This is a genomic window from Marinobacter maroccanus (assembly GCF_002933275.1).
In the GTDB taxonomy this organism is placed as follows: Bacteria; Pseudomonadota; Gammaproteobacteria; order Pseudomonadales; family Oleiphilaceae; genus Marinobacter; species Marinobacter maroccanus.
In genome coordinates, this window is the sequence record NZ_PSSX01000024.1 from 19,979 (window position 1) to 44,106 (window position 24,128).

18 protein-coding genes are annotated in these 24,128 nt (G+C 58.1%); 6 read left to right on the forward strand and 12 right to left on the reverse strand.

Annotation, left to right across the window (positions count from 1 at the left end):
- The first annotated feature begins 33 nt into the window (after positions 1–33).
- The 4 genes from KEHDKFFH_RS18325 to KEHDKFFH_RS18340 all read left to right on the forward strand — a co-directional run bounded on the left by KEHDKFFH_RS18325 (position 34) and on the right by KEHDKFFH_RS18340 (position 3,482).
- The gene (locus tag KEHDKFFH_RS18325; RefSeq protein ID WP_104323235.1) at positions 34–786 is read left to right on the forward strand and encodes an ABC transporter substrate-binding protein; all 753 of its coding nucleotides are present in this window, start codon (positions 34–36) and stop codon (positions 784–786) included.
- Positions 787–837: 51 nt separating this feature from the next.
- On the forward strand, positions 838–1,542 hold the full coding sequence (locus KEHDKFFH_RS18330; protein ID WP_104323236.1) for an ABC transporter permease: 705 nt from the start codon (positions 838–840) through the stop codon (positions 1,540–1,542).
- 3 nt (positions 1,543–1,545) lie between these two features.
- Positions 1,546–2,268 carry an ABC transporter permease gene (locus KEHDKFFH_RS18335; RefSeq protein ID WP_104323237.1) on the forward strand — a complete coding sequence of 241 codons (723 nt, stop codon included), beginning with the start codon at positions 1,546–1,548 and terminating at the stop codon, positions 2,266–2,268.
- 158 nt (positions 2,269–2,426) lie between these two features.
- A complete protein-coding gene (locus tag KEHDKFFH_RS18340) occupies positions 2,427–3,482 on the forward strand; it encodes a succinylglutamate desuccinylase (protein WP_104323238.1) in 1,056 nt (351 codons plus the stop codon).
- 16 nt (positions 3,483–3,498) lie between these two features.
- Here KEHDKFFH_RS18340 and KEHDKFFH_RS18345 read toward each other — a convergent pair whose 3' ends face one another.
- Together KEHDKFFH_RS18345 and KEHDKFFH_RS18350 are read right to left on the reverse strand one after the other, a co-directional pair.
- A complete protein-coding gene (locus KEHDKFFH_RS18345) occupies positions 3,499–6,525 on the reverse strand; it encodes an efflux RND transporter permease subunit (RefSeq protein WP_104323239.1) in 3,027 nt (1,008 codons plus the stop codon).
- Entirely contained in the window at positions 6,525–7,604 is a 1,080-nt protein-coding gene (locus KEHDKFFH_RS18350) for an efflux RND transporter periplasmic adaptor subunit (protein WP_104323240.1), read from the reverse strand. Before KEHDKFFH_RS18350 ends, KEHDKFFH_RS18345 begins: the two co-directional genes overlap by 1 nt.
- Positions 7,605–7,770: 166 nt before the next feature.
- Between KEHDKFFH_RS18350 and KEHDKFFH_RS18355 the strand changes: the two genes are divergently transcribed.
- Positions 7,771–8,406, forward strand: a complete 636-nt coding sequence (locus tag KEHDKFFH_RS18355; protein WP_104323241.1) for a TetR/AcrR family transcriptional regulator — start codon at positions 7,771–7,773, stop codon at positions 8,404–8,406.
- 14 nt (positions 8,407–8,420) lie between these two features.
- Here KEHDKFFH_RS18355 and astB read toward each other — a convergent pair whose 3' ends face one another.
- The 6 genes from astB to KEHDKFFH_RS18385 form a co-directional block, all read right to left on the reverse strand.
- Positions 8,421–9,761, reverse strand: coding sequence for an N-succinylarginine dihydrolase (astB, locus tag KEHDKFFH_RS18360; protein ID WP_104323242.1), 1,341 nt, complete (start codon positions 9,759–9,761; stop codon positions 8,421–8,423).
- Positions 9,762–9,775: 14 nt separating this feature from the next.
- Positions 9,776–11,251, reverse strand: a complete 1,476-nt coding sequence (astD, locus tag KEHDKFFH_RS18365; RefSeq protein ID WP_104323243.1) for a succinylglutamate-semialdehyde dehydrogenase — start codon at positions 11,249–11,251, stop codon at positions 9,776–9,778.
- Complete coding sequence (gene astA, locus KEHDKFFH_RS18370; protein ID WP_104323255.1) at positions 11,239–12,339, reverse strand: arginine N-succinyltransferase; 1,101 nt, start codon at positions 12,337–12,339, stop codon at positions 11,239–11,241. The genes astD and astA overlap by 13 nt, the downstream gene beginning before the upstream one ends.
- Positions 12,340–12,391: 52 nt before the next feature.
- Complete coding sequence (locus KEHDKFFH_RS18375) at positions 12,392–13,411, reverse strand: arginine N-succinyltransferase (protein ID WP_104323244.1); 1,020 nt, start codon at positions 13,409–13,411, stop codon at positions 12,392–12,394.
- A gap of 9 nt (positions 13,412–13,420) precedes the next feature.
- Positions 13,421–14,635 carry an aspartate aminotransferase family protein gene (locus KEHDKFFH_RS18380; protein ID WP_104323245.1) on the reverse strand — a complete coding sequence of 405 codons (1,215 nt, stop codon included), beginning with the start codon at positions 14,633–14,635 and terminating at the stop codon, positions 13,421–13,423.
- Positions 14,636–14,734: 99 nt separating this feature from the next.
- Entirely contained in the window at positions 14,735–16,195 is a 1,461-nt protein-coding gene (locus tag KEHDKFFH_RS18385; protein WP_104323246.1) for an exonuclease domain-containing protein, read from the reverse strand.
- 162 nt (positions 16,196–16,357) lie between these two features.
- On the opposite strand from KEHDKFFH_RS18385, the gene KEHDKFFH_RS18390 reads away from it, so the two are divergent.
- Complete coding sequence (locus KEHDKFFH_RS18390) at positions 16,358–17,488, forward strand: DcaP family trimeric outer membrane transporter (protein ID WP_104323247.1); 1,131 nt, start codon at positions 16,358–16,360, stop codon at positions 17,486–17,488.
- A gap of 460 nt (positions 17,489–17,948) precedes the next feature.
- On the opposite strand, the gene KEHDKFFH_RS18395 is transcribed toward KEHDKFFH_RS18390, so the two are convergent.
- The 4 genes from KEHDKFFH_RS18395 to aceE all read right to left on the reverse strand — a co-directional run bounded on the left by KEHDKFFH_RS18395 (position 17,949) and on the right by aceE (position 24,048).
- A complete protein-coding gene (locus tag KEHDKFFH_RS18395) occupies positions 17,949–18,875 on the reverse strand; it encodes a nucleotidyl transferase AbiEii/AbiGii toxin family protein (RefSeq protein WP_241956555.1) in 927 nt (308 codons plus the stop codon).
- Positions 18,868–19,401: a type IV toxin-antitoxin system AbiEi family antitoxin gene (abiEi, locus tag KEHDKFFH_RS18400; RefSeq protein ID WP_104323248.1), complete on the reverse strand. Its 534-nt coding sequence runs from the start codon at positions 19,399–19,401 to the stop codon at positions 18,868–18,870. Before abiEi ends, KEHDKFFH_RS18395 begins: the two co-directional genes overlap by 8 nt.
- 305 nt (positions 19,402–19,706) lie before the next feature.
- Positions 19,707–21,374 (reverse strand): dihydrolipoyllysine-residue acetyltransferase, encoded by a 1,668-nt coding sequence (gene aceF, locus KEHDKFFH_RS18405; RefSeq protein WP_104323249.1) that lies wholly within the window; start codon positions 21,372–21,374, stop codon positions 19,707–19,709.
- Positions 21,375–21,384: 10 nt separating this feature from the next.
- The gene (gene aceE, locus KEHDKFFH_RS18410; protein ID WP_104323250.1) at positions 21,385–24,048 is read right to left on the reverse strand and encodes a pyruvate dehydrogenase (acetyl-transferring), homodimeric type; all 2,664 of its coding nucleotides are present in this window, start codon (positions 24,046–24,048) and stop codon (positions 21,385–21,387) included.
- Positions 24,049–24,128: the final 80 nt, after the last annotated feature.

Below are 24,128 nucleotides of genomic sequence, written 5' to 3' on the forward strand. Positions count from 1 at the left end.
AGCCCAAAAGGCAAACCACTGGAGAAGTGACACATGAAAAAAATGATTTTTGCAGCAAGCTGCGCCCTCGCCCTGATTGCTGGTGGAGCACAAGCCCAGGAACGGGATCTCCGCATTGCATTCGACGTGCCCTACGAGCCGTTTGAGTACAAGGACGAGAATGGCGAACTGACCGGTTTCGAAGTGGAACTGGCCGAAGCCATGTGCGAAGAAATGAACGCCAACTGCGAATTCGTGATCCAGGCATGGGACGGCATGATCCCGGGCCTGCTGGCACGTAAATTCGATCTGATCATGTCGTCCATGTCCATCACACCGGAGCGCGCAGAGCGTGTTCTGTTCTCCGAGCCGTACTACAACACCCCGGGTGGCTGGTTCGGCCCTGAGAGCTTCAACACCGACGTCACTGACATGGACGCCATGAAAGGCAAGACCGTAGGCGTTCAGCGCGGCACCACCATGGATACCTACGTGACCGAAAACATGGGCGGCGTTGTTACCATCAAGCGTTACACCACTGCCGACGATATGGTCCTGGATCTTGAAGGCCAGCGCCTGGACGTAGTGTTCGTTGATTACCCGGTAGGCGAGCAGACCGTTCTCTCCAAGGAAGGCTTCAAGGAAGTCGGTGAGCCGGTCAAGCTGGGCGAAGGCGTGGGTGTTGCCATGCGCCAGCGCGATACCGAGCTTGCAGAAGAAGTAAACGCTGCCCTTCGCACCCTGAAGGAAGATGGTACCTACGACACCATCATGCAGAAGTACTTCGCTTACGACATCAAGATGTAAATCTGCCGAGGGGTGGCCTGTTGGGGCCACCCCTGCTTACCGGACATTCCCATGCTTGATCTGAAAGGCTATGGCCCGGCCCTGATGGATGGGGCAATAGTCACCATTGAACTGGCCTTCCTGTCTCTTGCCCTCTCGGTTGCCCTGGGATTGATTGGCGCGTCTGCCAAACTGTCGCAAAGCCGGGTTGCCAAAGGTATCGCGACCACCTACACCACCCTGATTCGTGGCGTGCCAGACCTGGTCATGATGCTGCTGTTCTACTATGGCGGCCAGGTTGCAGTGAACATGCTCTCGGATTACATCTGGGAAGCCTATGAAATCGACTTTTTCTTTCAGTTCGATCCGTTCATCTCCGGTGTGGTAACGATCGGGCTGATTTTCGGCGCTTACATGACCGAAACCTTCCGGGGCGCGTTCCTGGCCGTTGAAACCGGCCAGATTGAGGCTGCCCGGGCCTATGGTTTTACCCGCTTTCATACCTTCCGCAGAATCATGCTGCCACAAATGCTGCGCCACGCCCTGCCCGGTCTGGGCAACAACTGGCAGGTTCTGCTGAAGACCACCGCCCTGGTTTCTATTATCGGCCTGACGGACATGGTTCGTGTGGCCGAGGAAGCCGCCAAGGCGGAGCGCATGCCGTTCCACTTTTTCATTCCGGTGGCGTTTGTTTACCTGGCCCTCACAGCGGGGTCTGAACTGTTTATCAAGTGGCTCGACAAACGAGCCAATGTCGGCGTGGTTCAGGGGAGTTGACGGATGCCTGATTTCATTGCCGAGTGGCTGAACCAGAACGAAATCTTTACCGCCATGACCATCATGGAATACTGGGATGGCATGGTCACGACCTTGCATCTGGTGTTCCTGTCCCTGGTTATCGGCTTGCTGGTGGCGGTCCCGCTGGCTATCCTCCGGACGGTTCGCAATCCGTTCGTGTCCGGCCCGGTGTGGCTTTACACCTATCTGTTCCGCGGCACGCCGTTGCTGATCCAGCTTTACATCATTTATTACGGGCTGGCCCAGATTGAGGGCATACAGGAAACCTTCTGGTGGGAGATCTTCCGGGAGCCTTTCTACCCGGCCCTGCTGGCGTTCACCCTGAACACGGCGGCCTATACCACGGAGATTATCCGCGGTGCGATTGTGTCGACGCCCAATGGTGAGATTGAGGCAGCCAAGGCCTACGGCATGAACTGGTTTATGCGTATGCGGCGGATTGTGTTGCCAAGTGCCGCGCGGCGGGCGGTGCAGGCCTATTCCAACGAGGTTATTTTCATGCTGCACGCGAGTGCGATTGCCAGTGTGGTGACTATCGTGGATCTGACCGGGGCGGCCCGTAACATTTACTCGCGGTTTTATGCGCCGTTTGATGCGTTTATCTTTGTGGCGCTTTGCTATATGGCGCTGACCTTTATTCTGGTGTTCGCATTCCGCAAACTCGAAAATCATCTGCTGAAGCATCAGCGGCCGGTGAACGGCTGACTTCAGTGCGTTTTACCTATGTGCCCGGGCAGGCAGGGTATTGCCTCCCGGGAACCGCTACGAGCACATCCATGTGCGCTTGACTGAAGCCATCCATGGCTTCAGACATTCCCGGGAGGCAATACCCTGCCCGCCCCCAAACCTGGTTCGGGGCTTCTATGTCGGCAAAACACAACCTGTTCGGAACGCATTCAGACTGGCTTTCCCACACTCTCGACAACGCAGACGCTCCACTTCCAGAAATCAAAACCCTCCTCACCGATGGCACCCGTATCAGCCGCAAGGCCGTTGGCGTTCTGGACATTGTGCCTCCTGCAGGCCGCAGCAATCCGAATGCGGAGGCAATCATTGTTTCAGCGGGTGTTCATGGCAACGAGACCGCGCCTATTGAGGTTCTGAACGGGCTTGTTTCCGAACTGATCGAGGGCGATTGGGAGCTTGCCTGTCCGGTGCTGCTGATTCTCGGGAATCCGCCAGCGATGGTGGCCGGGGAGCGATTTATGGAGGTGAATCTTAACCGGCTGTTCGATGGCGCTCATGGGCGGAGCGAGTATAAAGGGCTGGCCGAGGCTGAGCGGGCGCAGGAGCTTGAGGAGGCTTGCCGGCAGTTTGCCATGGCGAACCCTCAGGCGCTCTCTCACTACGATCTGCACACGGCCATTCGCCCATCCCATCGAGAGCGGTTTGCGTTGTATCCGTTTGTTGAAGGTCGCAGGGCTCCGTTGGACCAATGTGATTTCCTGCTGGAGGCAGAGGTGGAGACGCTTCTGCTGCAGCATAAAGCGGGCACGACGTTTTCGTCGTTTTCCTCGTCACTGTTAAAAGCCGAGAGCTTTACCGTGGAGCTAGGTAAGGTGCGGCCGTTTGGCCAGAATAATCTGGGACGTTTCTCGGGGATTCGAGACGCATTGCGGCGGCGATTCCGGGGGCTTTCTGCTCCGTATCGTAAACCGCCGTTTGATCACCTGACGGTATTCGAGGTGGTGCATGAGATTCTGAACACCGGGAAGAACTTCCGGTTCCATATTCCGGACGATGTCGCCAATTTCACCGAGTACCAGCCCGGCACGGTCATCTGGGAGGATGATGAAACCAGCTACCGGGTGGGTCATTCGCCGGAGGCGATTGTGTTCCCCAATCCGGAGGTGCCCATCGGCCACAGAGTTGGACTGATAATCCGGCCAAGAACGGGGTCAGATGAAAATTTCATCTGACCCCAATTTCAGCGGTTCAGGCCGGCGCGTTTTCAGGTTCCGGGACGCTGACTTTGATCACTTGGGTACAGACAGCCGGTATGACCAGCAGTGTGAGCACCGTTGAGGCCAGCAGGCCGGAGATGATGGCCCAGGCCATGGGCGGCCAGAGTGTGGAGCTGGAGAACGCCAGGGGCAGCAGGCCGGCCACGGTGGTTGCGGTGGTCAGCAGGATCGGCCGGGTGCGCTGCTCTACCGCGTTGCGCATGGCATCGCGGATGTCTTTTCCTTTTTCCAGTTCCCGGTCCATCACGTCCAGCAGAACGATGGCGTTGTTCACCACGATCCCAACCAGGGCAATCACGCCCAACAGGGACTGGAAACCGAAGGGTGAGCCGGACAGCACAAGCCCCGGGAAGATGCCTACGGTGGCCAGCGGCACTGTCAGCAGGATAATCCCGACCCGGCGGAAGGAGTTGAACTGCAGCAGCAGGAAGAACAGCAGCAACAGCATCCCGATCGGGGCTGCGGTGAGCAATGCGGTATTGGCTTCACCGGAGCCTTCAGCATCACCGCCCATGGCCATGCGGGTGCCCGGTGGTAACGGGTTTTTCTCAAGCCCTGCATAAAGCCCATCCAGCGCCTGGCTGAAGCTGTAGCCGGTTTCAAGATTTGCGGTGACGGTGTTCATTCTCACACCATCCCGCAGGTATCGAGCTGCCGGCTCCCAGGTAGTATTCACTGTGGCCACGGCCGAAAGCGGTATGGCGTCACCACGGTCGTTGTAGATATTCACCGACAGCAACCGCGACAGCGACAGGGCTGTGCCTTCACGGGAGCGCAGCACCAGGGGAATGGGATCATCTTCCTGGCGATAGCGCTCAGCCACCACGCCAAAACTCTGGCCATAGAGGCTCTGGGCGACATCGGCGCGGGTCAGGCCGTATCGGGCCGCCGTGGCATCGTCGACGTTAATGGCAATGCTGGGTACGCCAATATCCAGATCATGGCGCACATCAACCGTACCCTCGACGCCCCGCAGGATGCTGAAAATCCGTTCCACCGCTTCTATCCGGGTGCCGTCGTCGGCGTGGTAAACCCGAATTTCCACCGGCGCGGCCCTGGGTGGCCCCTGCCCAAGGATACCCACGGTCACATCCAGTTCCGGCATCTGCTCTTTCACATGGGCGCGGATCCAGCGAATCATGCCGGTGGTGTCTTCCAGTGTGGGCGTGGTGACTACCAGCCGGGCCCGGTTCGGGGCCTGGGGGGCACGCTGAAGGTTGTAATAAAATGAAGGTCCGGTGAAGCCTACGAACCGGTGAATCTCCAGGGCATCAGGCTGTGTCCGGATAATTCGCTCGAGGCTTTCGGTCGCCTCTGCTGTGCGAGCCTGATCGGTGCCCTCGGGCATGTAGACCTCGACAATCACCCTCGGGCGATCGGCATTCGGAAAGAACTGCTGGGCCATAAACGGAGTCATCGCCAGGCTGATTCCGACCAGTATGGCCCCGGCGGCAATCAGGCGGCCGGGGTACCGGGACACCAGGCCACCAAGGAATCGAGCCAGGCCGATCAACCGGCCCTGCCCGACGGTGCGGCGGGGCTTCAGGAACCTGGCCGCCAGCAGGGGAACGGCAGAGATAGCGAGCAGGTAGCTGACGGACAGCGTCAGCATGATCATGACCGGCACGCCACGAGTGAAGTCCGCGGCACCACCCTTGGCCAGAAGCAGCGGTGCAAAGGCCGCCAGCGTGGTGCCCGTTGAGGCGCCCAGCGGGCCTGCCAGTTCACTGACCGCCTTGCGCAGGGCGTCCAGCCGGCGCATTCCCTCATCCAGATGGCCCTGGATGTTTTCGACGATCACGATGGCATTGTCGATCAGAATACCCAGGGAGATCACCATGCCGATTACGGCAATCTGGTGCAGCACACCGCCGCCAAGATCGTAGAGCCCGACACTGATCAGGGCGACCATGGGCAGGATCGAGGCCACCAGCAGGCCCATCCGGATGCCCATGCCGGTAAAGACCACCGCCACGATAATCAGCACCGACAGCACCAGGCTCCAGGCCAGGTTATCGAGTCGTTCCTGCACCTTATCTGGCTGGAAGAACATCTCCCGGATCTCGTAGGGTTCAAAATCGCCCCGAATCTGGTCCATGCGTTCACGCACCCGCTCGCCGAAACGGATCGCATCGGTGGTGCCTTCTTCCATGATGATGGAGACCAGCACCATCCGTTCTCCGTCGTACCAGGTTTCCGGCTGCCTCGGTTCCACGGGCCCGCGCCAGACATCCGCGGCTGCAGCCAGCGGTACCTGGGAGCCGTCGGGCAATTCAATGGGCGTGGCACGAATCGCGTCAATATCGGCAAATTCGCTGTTGGGAAGCACTGAGAGGCGGCGGCCATCAACCACCACGAATCCGCCGGGGATGGTCTGGTTGCGCCGTGCCAGTGTGTCCAGCACCCGCGCCGGGGATATGCCCAGGCGGTAAAGCGCGGCATCGTCCAGGGCCAGGGTAATCTGTTCGTCGGCATCGCCTTCCAGCTCAATACGGGACACTCCCGGCAAATCCGAAAGGTTCTGCTTCAGCCGTTCGGCGACGTCCGATAATTCGGTGACCGAAGGCGAACCACCCACGGCCAAGACAATGGCGGGGATATCAATCAGGCGATCATCAAGTACCATTCTTCCCACATCGTCCGGGAAGTCCTGTTTGGCCCGTTCCATGGCCTGACGTACCCGGTCCCAGGCCGGGTCGGTGTCATAAATATCATCGTTCAGACGCAGGCGGACAAGGGCCACGCCGGTGCGAGCCGTTGACTGGGTGAAGTCCACCTCTTCCACCTGGCGCAGCTCATCCACCAGGGGCCGAAGCACCAGCCGTTCGATAGCCTCGGCGCTGGCGCCCGGATAATTGATGCTGATCAGGCCCGCCCGATAGGGAAACGACGGATCTTCCTGGCGCGGCATGGTGCTGTAGGCGGCGATGCCAAGCAGGCAGAGCATGGTAACCACCATGCCCAGCAGACGCTGGCAGTTCAGTAGCCGGCGGGTCATCACCGCACCTCCACGGCATCACCGTCCGCCAAACGCGTCATACCGGCATACACCACCTGATCACCCGGGGACAGATCACCGGAGGTAACCACCACCCGCTCGCCGACAACCCGGTCGACTTCTACCGTAACCCTGTTGGCCACATCATCCCGAACCCGGAACACACTGACGCCTTCGGCATTGCGAATCACCGAAAGCAGGGGCACCGTGAGGGCGGACTCGCGTACCGGCGTGATACCGACTTCGACCGGCTCGCCCGGCTCGAGGGTGTTAACCGGCAGGCTCACCAGAACCGGGTGTAGTTCGCCGCGAATAGCACTGGCCTGGGCAATCTCGACCACCGAGCCGGTTTGGGGCGGCTGGCTGCGATCCTGCACCGACCACACGGGCAAGGTCTGCTCAAGCGTCACATGATCCAGCAGATACGCTGGCACCCTCACCTCTACCTCGCGCCCTTCCGGAGAGGAAAGCCGCATCACCGGCTGACCGGCAGCGACGAATTCATCCCGCTCGACCAGCAGGGCTTCTACCCGGCCGGAAAACGGAGCCCGCAACGTGCTTTCTTCGAGCAACTGGGTTGCCTCCGCCAGCGATGCCCGCGCCGTTGCCACGCTGGCATCCAGGGAATCCCTCCGCGCTGCAAGCTGCTCCAGGGTCTGCTCCGACACTACACCACGCTCATGCAATCGGCTGGAGCGCTCCCACTCCCGCTGGGCCTGCTGATACTGCGTTCTCAACTCTTCGAGCCGGGCCCGGGCCGAATCACGGGCCGGCTCCAGGCCGGGATTGTAGACGCGGGCCAGGACATCACCGGCCTGCACTGTCTGACCCAGCTCCACCGCCCGCTCCTTCAGGTTACCGCTCACCTGGAATGTCAGTGTGGCGCGCTGAGTGGCGCGAACAATACCCGAGAACCGTAGCGGCATATCCTGGCTTTCACCGCCGGTAACTTCTGACACACGCACTGAAACCTTCTGCGGCCCGGATTCCGGGGCTACGTCGCTGGCTTTACAGCCCGACAGAAACAGTGAGAAAACCGCAAGCGAAACGATGGCAACGGGGATACGAAGTGGCTTCATGACTCTTCCTTTCATCCATGCTCGTGTGGTTGGCGGGGTCCAGTCCCTGGAGAAACCCGATGGTTGATTTAGACATCATGTCATTCTTTGACATTTTGTCAATAATCGGGTTTGATTCGAATTCAGGTATCCTATGCCTGCTGTTGCCAACTGACCGGATGATTGAATGAGCGAACCGCTGAAAACCCGCCGCGAGCGAGAGAAACAGGCCCGTTACGACACCATTCTGGATGCCGCCGAACTGGTGTTCTCAGAAAAGGGCTACGAGCGCACGTCCATGGACGACATCGCCCGCACCGCCAGTCTCAGCCGGGCCTTGCTGTATGTTTACTTCAAGGACAAGGCAGCAATACAGCGGGGCATCATGCTCAGGGCGGGGCACGCCCTATTCCGGCGATTCGAAGAGGCAAGGCAGACCGCCGACAACGGTCTGGCCCAGATACGGGCAATGGGGGAATCCTACTATCGCTTCTATCTGGAGGAACCGGATTATTTCTCGGCACTGACCAAAGCATCCACCGCCATGGCCGAGGCCGATGAAAGCCAGGCTGAGGAAATGCTGTGCTCAAAATCGGAACTGATGGAACTGATGGTGGGGGCTATCGAGCTGGGGCTTCAGGACGGCACCATGAACCGGGAACGGATTAACAACCCCGTTCAGACAGCCCTGTACCTGCGCGGCGCCCTGCATGGGGTGATCCTGCTCTGCCAGTCGGAAATGGGCGAAGGCAACCCGGAGTTTCCGGCCGAGCAGTTGATCCGGCACACCATGGATATGCTGACGTCGTCGATTTCAGCCTGACAGTCGGCAGGCCACTAAAGCTGGAAATCGTAGATGGAGCCGAGGCCCATGATCCCTGTGAGTTCATCCAGAGCTTTGCGAACTTCTTCCAGCAACATCGGGTCGCCCAGCTCGTCTTGGCTGAGTTCATCCCGATAATGGGCTTCCACCCAGGTGGTCAGGCGCTGATAGAGTTCATCCGTTAGCAGCACGCCCCGGTTGATAGCCCTGAGCTCATCGTCATTCAACACCACTCGCAACCGCAGGCAGGCCGGGCCACCGCCGTTACGCATGGACTGTTTGACGTCGAACACTTCTACCGAGGTAATCGGCCCGCCGGACTTTACAAGGCTATCCAGATAGCGGCTGACGGAAGCTACTTCCCGGCACTCGCCGGGCACAGCCAGCAACATGCCGTCCGGTGTATTCAGCAGTTGGCTGTTGAACACGTAGGAGGCCACCGCATCTTCCAGCGGCACATCGGCACTGCTGACCCGAACCGCTTCCAGCTCGGCGCCGGTAAGGCGCTCCCGGATATCCGCCAGCACCTGCTCTTCGTTGAGAAACGCCATGTCGTGGTAGAACAGGGTATTGCCATTGCCGACGGCAATCACATCGTTGTGAAAAACGCCGCCATCAATGGCTTCCGGGTTCTGCTGGGCAAAGACCCTGTGCTGATCCTTGAGGCCATGCAGCCGCGCCACTGCCTGGGATGCCTCAAGGGTCTGTCGCGCAGGGTATTTATGCGGTGCCGGCGCCTGCTCGTTGAAGGCAATCTGGCCGTACACAAAGAGTTCCACACCGGGCTCGCCGTATCCGGCGCACAAACGGGTGTGGTTGGCGGCGCCCTCATCCCCGAAGTGGCTCACTGATGGCAGCGCCGGATGATGGGCGAAGTAGCTCTCGTCAGCAAAGATGGCTTTCAGGGAGCGCCCTGTCACCGTGTGTTCGATGGAACGATGGAACTTGGCGCTCAAATTCGCCGGGGTGAAGTGCACGCGATGATCTGAAGTATCGGCACTGGGCGATACCGTTGCCGCATTGGCTGTCCACATGGGCGACGCAGAGGAGACTGCCGCCAGTATGGACGGGCTGGACTTGGCCGCCTGCTCCAGCACACGGGCGTCTGTCCCTTCAAACCCCAGGGCCCGAAGCGTCGGAATATGCGGGCGTTCATGGGGCGGCAGAATACCCTGCACATAGCCCCGGTCCGCCAGGCGCTTCATCTTGGCCAGGCCCTGCAGTGCCGCCTCTTTTGGCTTGGAGACGGAACTGACATTGGACTTGGAAGCCACATTGCCCCAGGACAGCCCCGCGTAATTGTGGGTGGGGCCAACCAGGCCATCGAAGTTTGCTTCTACCGCGTGTTTCACCATGGCACTGGGTCCCGTTAATCGAAGTTGAGGCCGGGTGCCAGGGGGTCTGGCAGTTCACTCTTGCCGGCCTCCAGAGAAGCCATCGGCCAGGCGCAGTAGTCGGCGGCATAGTAGGCACTCGGGCGATGATTACCGCTGGCGCCAACACCACCGAAGGGCGCGGCACTGCTGGCGCCGGTCAGTGGCCGGTTCCAGTTCACAATGCCTGCGCGAACCTCTTCCACCAGCCGCTCATAGAGTTTCCGGTCGTCTGTCAGGATGCCCGCTGAAAGCCCGTAATGCGTGTCATTGGCCAGCTCCAGGGCGTCATCAAAACTCTTGTAACGATAGACGGTCAGCAACGGCCCGAAGAACTCTTCATCGGTCACTTCCACCCCTGTCGCATCAATGATACCCGGCGATAGCAGACCGGTTCCCGGTTTCAGGGACTTCATTTCCAGCAGGGATTTACCGCCCTTCTCCAGCAGGCTGGCTTGGGCAGCCAGGAGTTTGTCCGCGGCTTCGGCAGAAATCACCGAGCCCATAAACGGCTGTGGATCGGCATCGAACTCACCCACCTTGATCCGGGAGGAAACTTCCACCAGCCGATCCAGGAAGGCATCGCCCTTCTTGCCCTTGGGCACCAGAAGTCGACGGGCGCAGGTGCAGCGCTGGCCGGCCGACAAGAATGCTGACTGCAGGGCATGATGCACTGCGCCATCCACATCGGCCACGTCCTGCACGATCAACGGGTTGTTGCCGCCCATCTCCAGGGCCAGAATTTTCTCCGGCTGGCCGCCAAACTGCTTGTGCAGCAGGTGCCCGACAGTTGAACTGCCAGTGAAGAACAGGCCATCAATCCCGGGGTGGCTGGCCAGAGATTTGCCAGTAGCCGAGGCGCCCTGCACCAGATTGATCACTCCATCCGGAATGCCGGCTTTCTCCCAGAGTTTCACCGTAAGCTCGGCGACCCCGGGGGTCAGCTCGCTCGGTTTGAACACTACCGTGTTGCCGGCCAGCAGAGCCGGCACTATGTGGCCATTCGGTAGATGTCCCGGGAAGTTGTAGGGGCCGAACACCGCTACCACGCCATGGGGCCGGTGCCTGAGCACGGCATGCCCACCGGCAACATCGGATTCGGATGTGCCGGTGCGATCGTTGTAGGCTTTCACCGAAATGCCGATCTTGCCGATCATTGCCGCCACTTCGGTGCGGGATTCCCACAGGGGTTTGCCGGTTTCCAGGCCAATCTGATGGGCCAACTCTTCCTTGTGAGCTTCAAGCAACTCGCCAAAGGCTTCGACAACGGCCTGCCGTTCGGCAAAGCTTTTGCGCTGCCACTTCAGAAACGCATTGCGGGCCTCACGAACGGCCGCATCAACATCCTCCAGGTTGGCGCTTTCGCCATCCCATATTGTCTCACCGGTCACCGGCTGGACAGATTCGAATATCGGCCCATGGCCCTGTAGCCAGAGCCCGTCGATAAACAGTTCACCTGTCAGCTTTGCCATTTCGATGCACCTCCCGGTACTGAGCTTCTATAACTATGTTTGGTCAGCATCCCCGAGTCTTTCAAGGGGGCAAGACGAACCGGATCACCCGATTCAATCTGCAACGCCTCGGCTACTTCCGGCGGCAGGCTGACGGTATCCGGCCCGATGCAATCTATCGGCAGGGTGGTAACCCGAAAATCCCGGAATGAGCGGTTCGATACCATTATCCGCTCTTCGGCAGGCACATCCAGGTTGACTGGCTTGCGAGTCACCATGGCGTGCCGGTTCATGCCTTCCCGTACCGTACGGATATTGTGAACGAAGGCTTCAACCACAGGGCCACCATCAAAAATGTCCACCAGCCCGTTGAAGTTGAACCCCTCTGACTGGAGCATGCGAAGCGCTGGCGCGGTATTGTCGTGAACCCGGCCAATCACAGCCCGGGCAGAATCCGGCAGCATGGGCAGGTAAATCGGATACTTGGGCATCAGCTCGGCGATAAAGGATTTATTGCCCAGGCCAGACAGCATGTCAGCCTCGCTGAATTCCATATCGAAGAATTTGGTTCCCAGCGCATCCCACAACGGGCTTCGACCCTGCGCATCAGACACGCCGCGCATTTCCGCGAATACTTTTTCCGAGAAATGCTTGCGGAATTCATCCAGATACATGAACCGGCACCGGGAGAGCAGCAGCCCGTTGCCCCCGCCCTTGTAATCATCGGACAACAGCAGCGAGCAGATTTCGCTGGTATCGGTCATGTCGTTGGAGAGATGCAGCGTGGGGGTCCGCACGTGAACACCCAGCTCTTTAGAGGCATTCACGGTAACGCTCAGGCGGTAGTTGTAGAACACCTCATCCAGACCAACCCGGGCCTGGATGCCGCTGATTCCAACCGTCTTCTTGCGCTGGATATCCTCGAGGGCAAACAGATACAGCCCTGCTTCCGGCGCAATGCGCTGGTTGAAGGTTTCACGGGCGTGGTTGATCTTCTTCTGCAGCAGCTCGCGATCCGCCGGCAAGGTGGTAAGCCCCTTCCCGGCACTCTGGGCCATGGCGTAAAGGTCATCCAGATCGTTTTCCTGTAACGGGCGAATTACCAACATGCTATCGCCTCCCTGGGCCCGCCGGCTGCGCGCTTTGCCATTCCAAAACTTGTCATAGCGGCGCAATCCTTACCCGGTCGCCCGCGGTCCTGTTCAGTGTCTTCCAGGTGGCAACCGGAACCTTGAGTTTGTCGTCCAGTGTCTCGGCCACCGATGTCAGGGTGCAGCGGAACTGTTCCCGCTCGCCAGCCGCAATCAGACAGGTTTCGCCGACATCCTCATTGGTGCCATGAAGTTCGGTGGGGCGGTTGGTTACCAGTGTTCTCAGGCTGTCGGTGCGCGCCTCAAGGACCGGACCGGCATCAAAAATGTCCAGGTAACTGCCGGGCTGGAACCCTTCCCTCTGAAGCAGCTCAAAGTTGGGAACGGTTATCTGGTGCGGCTGCCCCATCGCGTTCTGGGCCGCTTCGCTCAGCAGCGTGACGTAAATTGGATTGGGCGGCATGAGCTCGGCAATGAAGGTCTTGCTCAGCTGGCCGGAATACTGATCCGCCGTCTCGAAATCCATATCAAAGAAATGCCGGCCAAGACTGTCCCAGAAGGGCACACTGCCATCCTCCAGCTGCACGCCCTGGATTTCCACCGCCATCCGCGCGGTAAACCATTCCCGGTGGCTGGCAATGAACAGAATCCGGGCCCGGGACAGCAACTCGAACGCCTCGGTTCCCTGCAGTTCGGGGCGAATCGAGAATGAGCAAAGCAGGGAGACATCGGTCAGCGAATGGGAGGGGTACAACACCTCCACCCGGCGCGACACACCCAGTTCGTGGGACGCATGGATCAGGGCATCCCGCCGGTAACTGTAGAAGGGCTGGCCATTGCCGGCGCGGGCATCAATGCCGGCGGTGCCCGCGATGTCTCCGGTCTCTGTGTTTTCCAGCACGAACAGGAATCTCGGCGGATCGTCTTCGGCGCTGATTTTGCCGGCAAAGGAAGCCAGGGACTGCTCGATCTTGTAGGCCAGGGCATCGCCCTGTTTGGGCAGAGTTGAAGAAAGACGGGCACACTGGGTGCCCGCGATGGCGAGAATCTGGTCCAGATCATCCGGCTGAGCCGGACGTACCAGCCACATAAAATCTCCTTAGGCCGTCAGTTTTTTCACCGCCGTCTCGAAACGCTCGAGCGCTTCATCGATGTCCGATTCCGGGATAATCAGGGACGGCGCCAGACGAATCACGTTTGCGCCGGCCACCAGAACCATCACGCCCTCTTCCAGGCCGGCGTTCAGGAAGTCCTTGGCCTTGCCCTGCCATTTCTCCGTAAGCACGCAACCGAGCAGCAGACCGGCACCGCGAACCTCGCTGAACACACCATAGCGCTCGCCGATATCCATCATGCCCTTGCGGAGCTTTTCAGAGCGGGCTTTCACACCCTTAAGAATTTCCGGCTGGCTAACGGTGTCCACCACCTTCTGGGCCACGGCGCAGGCCAGTGCGTTACCGCCGTAGGTGCTGCCGTGGGTACCCACACCCAGGCTGGCAGCAACTTTGGCCGTGGTCAGCATGGCTGCCACCGGGAAGCCACCACCCAGCCCCTTGGCACTGGAGAGAATATCCGGCACCACATCGTACATCTGGTAAGCGTAGAAATGGCCGCTTCGACCAACGCCGGACTGAACCTCATCAAACACCAGCAACGCGTTATTTTCGTCACACAGCTCACGAAGCCCCTGAAGGAACGCCTGATCGCCGGGCATAACGCCACCTTCACCCTGGATCGGCTCAACCACAATGGCACAGGTTTTCTCTTTGGAGATCAGTTTCTTCACCGATTCCAGGTCGTTGAAATCGGCGTGATGAATACCACCCGGCGCAGGCTCGAAGCCTTCCAGGTATTTTGGCTGGCCACCAACGCTCACGGTGAAAAGAGTTCGACCGTGGAAAGAGTTCTTGAACGAAATGATCTCGTTCTTCTCTTTGCCATAGTGCTCCCAGGCATAGCGACGGGCCAGCTTGAAAGCTGCCTCGTTGGCCTCGGCACCGGAATTGGCGAAGAACACGCGCTCGGCGAAGGTGAGGTCACACAGGGTCTTGGCCAGACGCAGGGCCGGCTCGTTGGTCATCACATTGGACAGGTGCCAGATTTTCTCGGCCTGATCGTGCAACGCACCCACCAGCCCCGGATGGGAATGGCCCAGGCAGGTCACTGCGATGCCACCCTGGAGATCAATAAACTCGCGGCCTTCCTGATCCCAGATCCGGGAGCCCTCCCCTCGCACCGGAATGATGGAACCGGGAGCGTAGTTGGGCACCATGACTTCATCGAACAGTTCGCGGCTGACGGGTTCTTTATTCATAAATCTCTCTCGGGAAAGCGGCTAAGCAATTAAAAATAGTCGAGTGACCGCACCAGACAAGTAAGTAGGAGTGCGGACTCTCGCACCATAATACGCCACTCACGGCATAAGAACATCCGGTTCCCCGATAGCCGGCAATGCAATCACCCGGTGCGGCATGCTCCCTCCCTTGTTCCGAGCCATCAGTGCGCCGATCAGAAGTTTGTAGGAATCCAGGTCAAAGGTGACTGCCTGGCCGCAAAGGGAAAGATCCTGCAGCTCTTCCTCATCGTGGAGGGTAGCCACATGCATCCAGTTATAGACCACCAGGATATCCGTGCGGCCGGAACGGGCATCCCGTTCAACAATGCCCACCGGCCCTTTCCAGGGCCAGGTCTTCAGACGCAGACTGTGAAAGGCAATCTGCACCCTCAGGTTGTAACGCTCGACATCCTCCAGCTCTTCGCAGGCACCCTTGCAGCGCCCGAGCGTTCGCTGGAAGCAGGGGCCATCGTGTTCTGGCTCCAGCCCCAACAACCGGTTGCACAATTCATTCTTGCCAGCAATGCCACTCAAAGCCCGCTCGGCATCCCGCTTGCTGCGGAACAACCCGAAATAATCCCCTAGCCGATGGGGTTCGATTTCACGAACCAGCCGCGCCTGCAGATACCCGGCCTCGTTTTTCGTCAACTCGATGCTCACAAGATTCTTGGCGGCCCTTGAGCGACGATTGAACAGGGGCTTCAGGGTCTTGATCTGCCTGAGCTCCAGCAAGAGCGCGCCAAGCTCGCCAGCGGTCTCCGTCCATTCAACACGACGCAGGCTCTCGGACATGCGCACGCCACGGGCAGAATTGTGATCGCCGGAAAAGTGCGAAGCCACCCGCTGGGCAATGTTGGTGCTTTTGCCCACATATAAAAGCACATCGTTCTCGCCATAAAAGCGATACACCCCCGGCCCCCGGGGCAGATCCTGCAGAATATCCGTCGGCAGATGCGAGGGAATGCTCGGTCGTTGCAGCAGCTCCCGCAGGGCACTCTCGAACGTCCCGTCCCCTTTCTCTGCCCGGGCATGCTCGAAAAAGGACAGCATGGCGGACACATCTCCCATGGCCCGATGACGCTGAACCTGGGCAAGGCCATGGCGGGCAATCAGCGCATCCATGTTGTGCCGCCGGAATTCCGGGTAGAGCCGCCGGGATAACTTTACGGTGCACAGCACCTTCGCCGAGAACAATCGCCCCAGCCGGCGGAATTCCGCTTTGATAAAGCCGTAGTCAAAACGGGCATTGTGGGCGACAAACACCTTGCCCTTGAGCTGCGCCTCCAGCTCATCCGCCACCTCCTCAAACAACGGCGCATCCGCCACCATCTCATTGGAAATGCCGGTAAAGTTTTCGATAAACGGCGAAATCCGCGTTTCCGGATTCAGCAACGTCTGCCACTCGCCCACCACTTCACCGGCCCGCCAGAAACGGATACCAATCTCGGTAATCCGATCCCGGGCTGAATTGCCGCCGGTGGTTTCAATATCAAGAAACGCGAACGTGGCTGACTCAAGAACTGTACTTTCGGACGTCATGGAACAACATTACGCCTCGTTGGCAACTGCAGATGTCTGTATATGAACGAAAAGCTGTTATAGACATTCGTCTAATTTCTGCATGAATTTATTTGAATTGTCACGAATTCGTAACTACCTTGTTTTTGGGTCCAACAACAAAAATGTGTGGAGACAACAACGATGCAAAGCAACAAACTGAGATTGGCAATTCGTGCGACGGCAGCAACAGTAGTAATGGGGGTTGCCTCTCAAGCGAGTGCACTTACGCTGAACGTAGGTGACGATACCGAAGCGAGCCTTTACGGCTACGCTCGTCTGAACATGAGCTATGACCTGGACGGCAACCGCGCCGTATCTACCCGTGCAGGTTCCTTCACTCCCGCTAACGAAGACGTAACCGGCCACTTCGGCGCCGACGTTCAGCAGAGCCGCCTGGGCGTTAAAGTCAAGCACGCCTCCGGCGTTGCTATTACCGTTGAAGGTGATTTCCGTGGCGCCGGCAACAGCGCGGGCAGCCTGCGTATGCGTCATGCATATGGCGAATACAAAGGCCTGATGGCGGGCCGCAACTGGTCTAACTACACCAGCTTTGTGGGCAACACCCCGACTCTGGACTTTGACAGCCTCGCAGGTACTGCAGGCAGCCAGGATCGTACCGAGCAGATCCGTTACACTACTGGCGCCCTGTCCTTCTCCCTGGAAGATCCGAGCTCCCAGGGTGTACTCGGCACCAGCGATACCCGCACTTCTGCTCCGGCTTTTACCGCTCGCATCCAGGATTCAGCTGATGCGCTGTCCTACTCAGCGGCAGCTTTGGTGAGCCAAGTAACTGCTGACGATGGCACTAACGATGATAGCGCCATCGGTTATGCTGTATTCGGTGCGGCCAAGTTCGCCTTGAGTGACATGATTTCGATTCAGGGCGCCATCAACTATACCGACGGTGCCAACGGTTACCTGTGGCGCTCTGGCAGCAACTACTACGGCCCAAGCGCCTACGTTGACGGCACCAGCCTTGAGACAATCTCTGGCTATGGTGGCTCAATCGGTACAAGCGTTGCGCTCGGCGGTGGTCGTAGCATCAACCTGGGCTACGGCACCACTATGCTGGACCTGGACGACGCGATTGCAGCCGGCGCTACCACCAATGCTGACCCGGAATCCAACCAGAACGTGTTCCTGAACTACATGTGGTCGCCAGTATCCAACGTCATGTTTGGCGTTGAGTACGGCTACTTTGATCAGGAAACTGTTGCCGGTGACTCCACCGACGCAAACCGTGTTCTGTTCGCAGCGCAGTACAGCTTCTAATCCTTCCGTTAGAAGTTAGTTAACTCAGCAGAAACCCCGGCTCCGGCCGGGGTTTTTGTTTGGGCGGGATTTATTATGGCCAGCCTGACAGATAGAGAAGAAAAGGAAGAAGCGAACAGCAGGGAGCCAGAACGAGAGAGGCGGGCAATACGATTCAGGACTGTAGAGGGCCAGGGATGGCCCGAAACAAGCCCCCATGGATGGGCTCGTAGCGTGTCCTGAATCGTATTGCCCGCCTCTCGCCGCCCCCAAACTCACAGGCCAGGAGCGGAACTACCGGCTATCACAGAAGAAGGGTACGAATATCCCCAAGAAGCTGACTGAGCACCGTGGTAAACCGCGCCGCCTTGGACACCCCAAAAATCGCCCCCTCCGGCGTATTCACAATCGGCGTAAATGCCGTGCCGACAAAGCGGCTTGGAATGACCTACCCGCTAGGCGATAACAGTCGAGCCCACAGTTACATCAAAAACGAAGATTTGGCCGATTGATCAGAATGGATTTCATCCCGGACTTGTTCGAGTAAACTGATAACACGGCTTTGTAAAAAGTCGGTGAATTTCTCCTTTGCCAGCGTCCGTTCTATCACATCCGCTGGCAGGAACCGGTTCATCTCATCCCTGAAAGATCTACCTCTGACAATTTCAGGCAGCCTGGAAATAATTCCTTCCAGTTTTGCCCCATAGTTCTCAATCTGGTAATCCCGGATCTTGTTTAACACCAGACCAGAGCGCACGACTGCCTTTTCCTGAGACAAGTACGCCAGGTCCCAGATATCCCGATGACGAACATACTTTTGCGTTGCAGGCAGCGATACCAGCTTATCAGCCATGATTTCGTTTTTGTCTTCCGTCATGATCAACAAATCTTCATACCCGTCAGGCAGGAAGTCATAGGTACGAATTAGCGGTTGTGGAATAGCCGTGTAGGCTGGAATATTTGCCACTTCAAGTTTGACTCGCTGCTTCGGCAGATCTGGTCGTTCGGGCGAGGTGGTGATAGCGATCTGCCACGTATCCACGTTTCGCTCTGAATACGCAGGCTCCTTCCGAAGGGATTTTGGCTCTTTAACACTGACTTCAAGGCCGTAACGAGTGCTCAGGTAATCCAGAATGCACTCTTTCATTTGCGCGAGCTGGTCGGATGAAAAGTTGACTCCACCAGCGAAATCCAGATCCTCACTGAATCGCCTTCCACCGTAGCAGAGGCGGACGGCGGTTCCACCCTGGAACACCAGATCGTTCAACAAACCTTCTTGGTCAAGTACGAAGAAAAGATCAAAGTGGATAATCTCTTTTTCTATCACTGGGCGCATACTGGCAAGGTTGGGATCCTGCATGGCCAACGAAACCAGCTTTTGAAAGTTTTCCCTATCGTACTTACGCACCAGCTTCCTCCGGATCAATCAAGTGGGTATTCCGACCTACTCGCTTTAGATCTCGCAACGCAGTCTCTTTGGTAGCGATTCGCAGCGGATGCCCCCTATCTGTTGCGCCAGCGAGAATATCGGTCACAGAACGTTTAGTGTGAGTGAATTCAATCACCCCATACGGAGTTTGGTACTCCCCTTTTCGCCCCGTGGTAACAACCGTAATGCGACCTACCGGCACCTGGGAAATCACACCGTATTCAGACAGTGCGGATTCCAGACTGATGTAGTTGTACTCCCCGCGACGAAGCGTTTTCGCCACCCGTTCCAGCAGGTCAGCCCCCCTGTGACGGGACAGCTTATATACGTACACGCCTTTTGAGGGTCGCTCAAGAATACCGCTGCTCACCAGACGCGAAACCGTTGCCTGCCGGCTACGTTCGGATTCTTCAGGAAACAGCTTTGGCAGATCCTTGGATGAATAGACGTACCGCCCTTTCATGTCGAATTCCGCCAGGCGCCTAATAGCATCTGATTGCTTCATTGCCTCTCCCACTGGCGCTCATTAACAACATTTTAAAACGCGATTAATGTCGACATAGTAAACCAAGGTGGTCAATTAAACCACTTAAAAGTGTGGTTATTGTTTACTTAAAGGAGAACCTAAAGCGAAAACCGAATAGCCGGAACGACAAAGGCGGGCCTACCTTTTCAGAACTGTTGAGGGCCATGGACGGCCCGAAACAAGCCCACATGGATGTGCTTGTAGCGTGTTCTGAAAAGGTATGCCCGCCTTTGTTGCCCCCTCAGCTCGAAGGCTGGGAGGGCACATAGCACAGGGCTAAACGGTTACAGCAGAAGAGAACGAATATCCCCAAGAAGCTGACTGAGCACCGTGGTAAACCGGGCCGCATCGGCCCCGTTCACTGCCCGGTGATCGTAAGACAGCGACAACGGCAGCATTAACCGGGGCTGGAACTCCTTGCCATCCCAAACCGGCTTCATCGCCGCCTTGGAAACCCCCAGAATCGCCACCTCCGGCGTATTCACAATCGGCGTAAATGCGGTGCCACCAATACCACCCAGACTGGTGATGGTAAAACAGGCGCCCTGCATTTCTGCCGGCTTCAGCTGCTTGTCCCGGGCCTTCTGGGCCAGCTCGGCGCTTTCCGCCGCCAGCTCCCACAAGCCCTTCTTGTCCACATCCCGGATCACCGGCACCATCAGCCCGTGGGGAGTATCCACCGCAATCCCGATGTGGATGTAACTCTTGCGAACCACCTCCTTGCGCTCCATGTCCAGGGACACGTTGAACTGGGGCAGTTCTGCCAGCGCCGTGGCACAGGCTTTCAGCAGGAACGGCAGCGGCGTCATCTTCACGCCCTTCTTCTCGCCGGCCGCTTTCTGGGCCTTGCGGAAATCCTCCATATCGGTGATATCCGCATCCTCGAACTGGGTAACGTGGGGCACGTTCAGCCAGCTGCGCTGCATATTGTTGGCCGTTGCGAACATCATCCGCGACATGGCCTCACGCTTTACCTCACCAAACTGGCTGAAGTCCGGCAGCTTGACCCCGGGAATACCGGAGCCAGTGGCAACACCACTGCCCTGCTGGGCCTGTTTGAGCTGGCTCTTCACATAGGCCTGGACATCGTCCTTGATAATCCGTCCCTTCGGGCCAGAGCCCTTGATGCGGGCCAGATCGGCACCCAGCTCCCGGGCCAGCTTGCGAACGGCCGGGCCAGCGTGAACCTTGGCGCCCGGACTGGGCGGCTCATAGGTGGCACCCTGGGGCTCAGGGGCGGACTCTGCTTGCTGCTTTGGCTTCTCTTCGGACTTCGACTCGGACTTCTCTTCCTTCGCCGGTTCTTCAGACGCCGACTCAGAGGCTTCTTCCTCATCGCCACCGTCTTCCTGAACGGTCATCTCCAGAAGTTCATCGCCCTCGGAGAGCTTGTCACCCTCCGACACCAGGATCTTGCCCACCTTGCCGGAGTAGGGAGAGGGAATCTCCATGGTGGCCTTGTCGGATTCCACCGTTACCAGCGGATCGTCGGCTTCAATGCTATCGCCTTCAGCGACATTGATTTCGATAACCGGAACATTGTCGAATCCATCCAGCGCAGGAACCTTGACGGTCTCCTTGCGGGAGCCACCGGAAGCCTTCTTCGGCGCCGGCTTGCCCTCTTCGGATTTCTCTTCCGGCTTGGCTTCTTCCTTATCCTCGGCCTTTTCTTCAGGCTCGTCGTCACCGGTATCGTCAGAGCCACCGCCATCGGCGCTGGCTTCCATCATCCCGACAACATCACCTTCCTTGACCTTGTCACCCACCTTTACGGTGATCTTGGTGATTTTGCCGGCACCAGGTGACGGCAGCTCCACCGAGGCTTTGTCTGACTCGACCGTCAGAATCGGATCTTCTTCCTCAACCGAATCCCCTGCGCTGACAATGATTTCGATAACCTCGACCTCATCCGCACCGCCGAGATCCGGAACCTTGATTTCCTGTTCACTCATGGCGGTCTCCTTAGCTCAGCACCGGGTTCGTTTTGTTGCGATCGATTCCGTACTTGCGCATGGCTTCGAGAACCACATCGTTCTTCACCTCCCCATCCTGGGCCAGGGCTGACAGCGCCGTGACGGTTACGTAGTAACGGTCCACTTCAAAGAAGCTGCGCAGCTTCTCCCGGGTATCACTCCGGCCAAAGCCGTCGGTACCGAGAGTCAGGTAGGTTTTGGGAATGAACGCCCGGAGCTGCTCGGAGTGCAGCTTGATGTAATCAGTCGAAGACACCACTGGCCCGTCCTGCTTCTCCAGGCATTGGGTTACGTAGGCCTTCTTGGGCTTGTCGTCCGGGTGCAGGCGATTCCAGCGCTCAATGTGCAGGCCTTCACGGGCCAGCTCGTTGAAGCTGGTCACACTCCACACGTCGGAAGCTACGCCCCAATCGTCTTTCAGCATCTGGGCCGCTGCGCGCACTTCATTGAGAATCGCGCCAGCACCAAGAAGCTGAACCCGCGGGGTTTTCTTGCGACCCTTGGTTTCAACAGACTCGAACTTGTACATGCCCTTGATGATGCCGTCTTCACAATCCTTGGGCATCGCCGGCTGTTCGTAGTTCTCGTTTTCGATGGTCAGGTAGTAGAAGACGTTCTGGTTGTCCTCGAACATCTCTTTCATACCCTTGCGCAGCACAACCGCCATTTCGTAGCCGTAGGCCGGATCGTAGGCCTTACAGTTCGGAATGGTGTTGGCGAGCACATGGCTGTGACCGTCCTGGTGCTGCAGACCTTCGCCGTTCAGGGTGGTCCGGCCAGCGGTACCACCGATCAGGAAGCCACGGGCCTGGATGTCACCGGAAGCCCACGCCAGATCGCCTACCCGCTGGAAACCGAACATGGAGTAGAAGATGTAGAACGGAATCAACGGGAAATTGTTGGTGCTGTATGACGTTGCCGCTGCCATCCAGGCCGCCATGGAGCCATCCTCGTTGATACCTTCCTCAAGGATCTGCCCCTTCTTGTCTTCCCGGTAGTACATGATCTGGTCACGGTCTTCGGGCACGTATTTCTGCCCTTCGGCGGTGTAGATGCCGAGCTGACGGAACATGCCTTCCATGCCAAAAGTACGCGCTTCGTCGGGTACGATGGGTACCACGCGCTTACCAATGCGCTTGTCCTTCGTCAGAGCTGTCAGGATACGGACGAACGCCATGGTGGTGGAGATCTTCCGATCGCCGGAACCGTCCAGTACCGCTTTGAAGATGTCCAGATCGGGAATCTGCAGCGGCTGACAATCCTTGCGGCGCTTGGGATAGAAACCACCCAATTCCTGCCGGCGCTTCTTCATGTAGACGATTTCCGGGCTATCCGGCGCTGGCCGGTAGTAAGGAACATCATCTAGCTCGTCATCTTTCAGGGGCACAGCAAAGCGGTCCCGGAAAGCCTTGAGCTGCTCAACATCCAGCTTCTTCAAGGAGTGGGCGGTATTCTGCGCCTCGCCGGCCTCACCGAAGCCATAGCCCTTGATGGTATGAGCCAGTATGACGGTCGGACGCCCGCCGTTCTTGTGAACAGCATGGTGGAAGGCTGCATAGATCTTGTAAGGATCATGGCCGCCACGGTTGAGCTTGTTGATCTCCTCATCGGACAGATCCTCAACCAGCTTGGCGGTTTCGGGGTACTTGCCGAAGAAATTCTTACGGGTATAGGCCGGGCCATTACTCTTGAAGTTCTGCAGGTCGCCGTCGCACACCTCGTCCATGACGTGCTGCATCTTTCCTTCCTTGTCCCTCTCAAACAGGGGATCCCAGTGGCGACCCCAGACAACTTTCAGCACGTTCCAACCAGCACCGCGGAAGACGCCCTCAAGCTCCTGAATAATCTTGCCATTACCACGGACAGGACCGTCCAGACGCTGGAGGTTGCAGTTAACCACAAAGATGAGGTTGCTGAGGTTTTCCCGACCAGCCATGGAAATGGAACCCAGGGTTTCCGGCTCGTCGCACTCGCCGTCACCGACAAAACACCAGACCTTGCGGTCGCCCATCTCGATGAGCTCACGGCTGTCCAGGTACTTCATTACGTGTGCTTGGTAAATCGCCTGAATCGGGCCCAGGCCCATGGAAACCGTGGGGAACTGCCAATAGTCGGGCATCAACCAGGGGTGCGGATAGGAAGAGAGGCCAGTGCCATCCACTTCCTCACGGTATTTATCGAGATCTTTCTCGTCGAAACGGCCCTCAAGGAAGGAGCGCGCATAAATGCCCGGTGAAGAGTGGCCCTGGAAGTAAACAAGGTCGGACTCGCGCTTTTCGTCGCCGCCGTGGAAGAAGTAGTTGAAGCCAACATCGTAGAGCGTCGCAGCCGACGAGAACGACGAAACATGCCCGCCGAGGTCACCGGGACGCTGGTTGGCACGCATAACCATGGCCATGGCGTTCCAGCGAATCAGGGAGCGGATTCGACGTTCCATGAAAAGGTCACCAGGCATCGGCGCCTGCTGCGACACCGGAATGCTGTTCCGGAATGGCGTGGTAATGGAATAAGGTAGCTCGGTTCCATCGCGGCTCGCTCTTTCGGAGAGCCTCTCAAGAATGTATTTGGCCCGGTCTACGCCTTCGTTCTCGATCAGAGATTCCAGCGCGTCCAGCCATTCGCTGGTTTCAATGGGATCATCGTCCTGGTACATCAAACCCTCCCCTTGGCATCAAAAAGTGCAGCGCCGCCACGATCAGCAGCCTGGCGCGTTGCGGTGTCGATTAAGCTGCG

Bases quoted from the DNA above. Each gene is read 5' to 3' on its own strand.
- KEHDKFFH_RS18325 (WP_104323235.1), top strand. From the start codon at position 34: ATGAAAAAAATGATTTTTGCAGCAAGCTGCGCCCTCGCCCTGATTGCT.
- KEHDKFFH_RS18330 (WP_104323236.1), top strand. From the start codon at position 838: ATGCTTGATCTGAAAGGCTATGGCCCGGCCCTGATGGATGGGGCAATA.
- KEHDKFFH_RS18335 (WP_104323237.1), top strand. From the start codon at position 1,546: ATGCCTGATTTCATTGCCGAGTGGCTGAACCAGAACGAAATCTTTACC.
- KEHDKFFH_RS18340 (WP_104323238.1), top strand. From the start codon at position 2,427: ATGTCGGCAAAACACAACCTGTTCGGAACGCATTCAGACTGGCTTTCC.
- KEHDKFFH_RS18345 (WP_104323239.1), bottom strand. From the start codon at position 6,525: ATGACCCGCCGGCTACTGAACTGCCAGCGTCTGCTGGGCATGGTGGTT.
- KEHDKFFH_RS18350 (WP_104323240.1), bottom strand. From the start codon at position 7,604: ATGAAGCCACTTCGTATCCCCGTTGCCATCGTTTCGCTTGCGGTTTTC.
- KEHDKFFH_RS18355 (WP_104323241.1), top strand. From the start codon at position 7,771: ATGAGCGAACCGCTGAAAACCCGCCGCGAGCGAGAGAAACAGGCCCGT.
- astB (WP_104323242.1), bottom strand. From the start codon at position 9,761: ATGGTGAAACACGCGGTAGAAGCAAACTTCGATGGCCTGGTTGGCCCC.
- astD (WP_104323243.1), bottom strand. From the start codon at position 11,251: ATGGCAAAGCTGACAGGTGAACTGTTTATCGACGGGCTCTGGCTACAG.
- astA (WP_104323255.1), bottom strand. From the start codon at position 12,339: ATGTTGGTAATTCGCCCGTTACAGGAAAACGATCTGGATGACCTTTAC.
- KEHDKFFH_RS18375 (WP_104323244.1), bottom strand. From the start codon at position 13,411: ATGTGGCTGGTACGTCCGGCTCAGCCGGATGATCTGGACCAGATTCTC.
- KEHDKFFH_RS18380 (WP_104323245.1), bottom strand. From the start codon at position 14,635: ATGAATAAAGAACCCGTCAGCCGCGAACTGTTCGATGAAGTCATGGTG.
- KEHDKFFH_RS18385 (WP_104323246.1), bottom strand. From the start codon at position 16,195: ATGACGTCCGAAAGTACAGTTCTTGAGTCAGCCACGTTCGCGTTTCTT.
- KEHDKFFH_RS18390 (WP_104323247.1), top strand. From the start codon at position 16,358: ATGCAAAGCAACAAACTGAGATTGGCAATTCGTGCGACGGCAGCAACA.
- abiEi (WP_104323248.1), bottom strand. From the start codon at position 19,401: ATGAAGCAATCAGATGCTATTAGGCGCCTGGCGGAATTCGACATGAAA.
- aceF (WP_104323249.1), bottom strand. From the start codon at position 21,374: ATGAGTGAACAGGAAATCAAGGTTCCGGATCTCGGCGGTGCGGATGAG.
- aceE (WP_104323250.1), bottom strand. From the start codon at position 24,048: ATGTACCAGGACGATGATCCCATTGAAACCAGCGAATGGCTGGACGCG.